The following is a 2,071-nucleotide window of genomic DNA, read 5'->3' on the forward strand; positions in this document are numbered from 1 at the left end:
ACACCGATCCGCCTCACTGACTGTCCCGGCCTCATTGACCTGATGCTCACCGCAGAGGAGCAATCCGGTCCGAGCGTCGTCCTCAGCGGCGTGGCCTGCACGGTCAGTCAGATCGACGGACGGCACGCGCTGCTGGAGGCGGTCACCTCGGACTTCGGCCTCATGCTCGTCTATCCGGGATGGTATGCAGGAGAGCATGGCGAACCGGTCTACATCGTGACGGTGGGAGAGCATCACCAGTGCATGGCGTGGCTCCCCATCGAGCAGAGCGACAAGCACCGTATCATTCCGCACCTGCCCATCAGCGCGACTGACAAGATGCTGTGCTTACTGTCGTCCTGACCGTCGCCGCAACCGCTCAGTAAGCATCGGACCGACGATCACCCGAGCTTACCCGCCTCGATAGGGCAACCATCAGCAAGACGATCAGTGAGGCAGATCGCCGCCTCGCATGGGTCGCATTTTCTTGACGAAATACAGTTCTATGACAAGCTCTTAGGACCAAACGAGACAGTCAGGGGGCACGATGGGCAAGACGCTCGGCTACGCACGGATCAGCACATCGCAGGGGCAGGACGCCGCCAGCCAGAAGACGATGTTGGAGAATCTCGGCGCGGTCGTCGTGTTTGTCGATATCGGCAACGGCTCGAAGCTCACTGGCCGCGATCAACTCGAAGCCGCCCTGCGCCTACTCGATGAAGGCGACACGCTGTTGGCCCTACATCCAGACAGACTCGCAAGAGACACCGGTGACCTGCTGACGATCGCCAAGCGCGTCATTGAGAAGAAGGCGGTGCTGCGGATCAATGACCCGGCCATCACGCTCGACGGCACCGACATCATGGCCGAGGTCATGCTGACCGTGTTCGGGCTCGTGGGGATGATGGAGAAGCACTTCATCCGCGCCCGTCAGCGCCGGGGGATCGAGGCCGCGAAGCTCAGGGGCGATGTCTACAAGGGCCGTCCCGCGACGATCAGCCCGGACGCTGTGCGCGATCTTCGTGCCGAGGGTCTGGGTGCCACCCAGATCGCCAAGCGTCTCGGGATCGGGCGCGCATCGGTCTATCGGCTGCTCGCCGCCTGAGTGCTCAATGTCGTGATTGAGGGGTGAAAAAAGATTTTTACCCGTCAAACATTGCCGTTGACAAGTGAACCCTGAAAGTTCAGATCAGGAGTTGAGGGGGTCAGACGGCCATCTGACCCCCTCGAATGGCAAACTCACTGATGGAGACTACCATGCAGATCGTGCTTACCAAGGACGACTTTACCTCGTTCTCGCCCTCGACGCGAGCCGAAATCATCGCCTACCTCACCTCGAAGCCCAAGGCGTCACCGGGCCAGTTGCCGACAGGGTTCAGCCCTGATGACTTCGAAAATGTCGTCGATCTGACACCCGGCCAAGTCGAGGACTTCATGGCAGGTTGCTCCGAAAAGACCATCGCGGGCCTCAAGGTCTTCGCCGAACATGGACCGGTGATCCAAGCCAAGCTGCTCAATGCTGCTGGGATCGAGAAATACGGCCATTTCCAAGGCCGCATCACCCAGCGCACTCGCACGGTCACCGGCGACGAAGACGCTTTCCTGTTCGCGTGGGATGACTGGAGCGAGGTCGATGAGGGCGAGGGGCATTATGCCGTGACCCCCGTCACCTTCCGCTCGCTGCGCATCTACTTCGAACTCGACTAAGGTGTTCGAGCACAAACCGAAGGGCGGCCCCTGTGGCCGCCCTTTTTGTGTCAGTCCGCCTGCCTCATTGAGCGCAGCCACTCGATCGCCTCATCGAACGACATCGCCTTCCCCGGCTGAGCCGCTGCCCGTTCGATCATCTCAACGAAGTCAGAATCGAGAGGATCGCCCCGGCAGATCGCGCAGGAGCGTCCATCCCCATCGTCGCCGCAGCGGTCATGCTCGACCTGCTCGCCCATGCCATCGTGCCGTGGGTTCGAATCCCGCCCTGTCATTCGAACTGCTGCTCCACTTCAGTGCGACAATCTGCTATCAATGAACCTCGAAATAGCACGCGATATCAGCGGGTTTTATCGCGGAGAACGGCTTCCCACCCTCTCCGCCA

At 60.6% G+C, this 2,071-nt stretch carries 4 protein-coding genes; 3 read left to right on the forward strand and 1 reads right to left on the reverse strand.

Annotation, left to right across the window (positions count from 1 at the left end; all coding sequences use genetic code 11):
* The 3 genes from AC07UX_RS21105 to AC07UX_RS21115 form a co-directional block, all read left to right on the forward strand.
* A partial coding sequence (locus AC07UX_RS21105; protein WP_495193924.1) for a hypothetical protein occupies positions 1-342 on the forward strand: 342 nt, incomplete at its 5' end.
* A 184-nt stretch (positions 343-526) separates the two neighbouring features.
* Positions 527-1,084, forward strand: coding sequence for a recombinase family protein (locus AC07UX_RS21110; protein WP_495193925.1), 558 nt, complete (start codon positions 527-529; stop codon positions 1,082-1,084).
* 152 nt (positions 1,085-1,236) lie between these two features.
* Positions 1,237-1,686: a hypothetical protein gene (locus AC07UX_RS21115; RefSeq protein WP_495193926.1), complete on the forward strand. Its 450-nt coding sequence runs from the start codon at positions 1,237-1,239 to the stop codon at positions 1,684-1,686.
* Positions 1,687-1,736: 50 nt separating this feature from the next.
* On the opposite strand, the gene AC07UX_RS21120 is transcribed toward AC07UX_RS21115, so the two are convergent.
* Positions 1,737-1,925, reverse strand: a complete 189-nt coding sequence (locus AC07UX_RS21120) for a hypothetical protein (protein ID WP_495193927.1) — start codon at positions 1,923-1,925, stop codon at positions 1,737-1,739.
* Between the last annotated feature and the right edge of the window lie 146 nt (positions 1,926-2,071).

It is taken from the genome of Sphingobium sp. GW821-FHT02B05, assembly GCF_059421905.1.

What these genes read in the sequence shown, in the direction of transcription:
- AC07UX_RS21110 (WP_495193925.1), top strand. Translation starts at nt 527, where the DNA reads ATGGGCAAGACGCTCGGCTACGCACGGATCAGCACATCGCAGGGGCAG.
- AC07UX_RS21115 (WP_495193926.1), top strand. Translation starts at nt 1,237, where the DNA reads ATGCAGATCGTGCTTACCAAGGACGACTTTACCTCGTTCTCGCCCTCG.
- AC07UX_RS21120 (WP_495193927.1), bottom strand. Translation starts at nt 1,925, where the DNA reads ATGGGCGAGCAGGTCGAGCATGACCGCTGCGGCGACGATGGGGATGGA.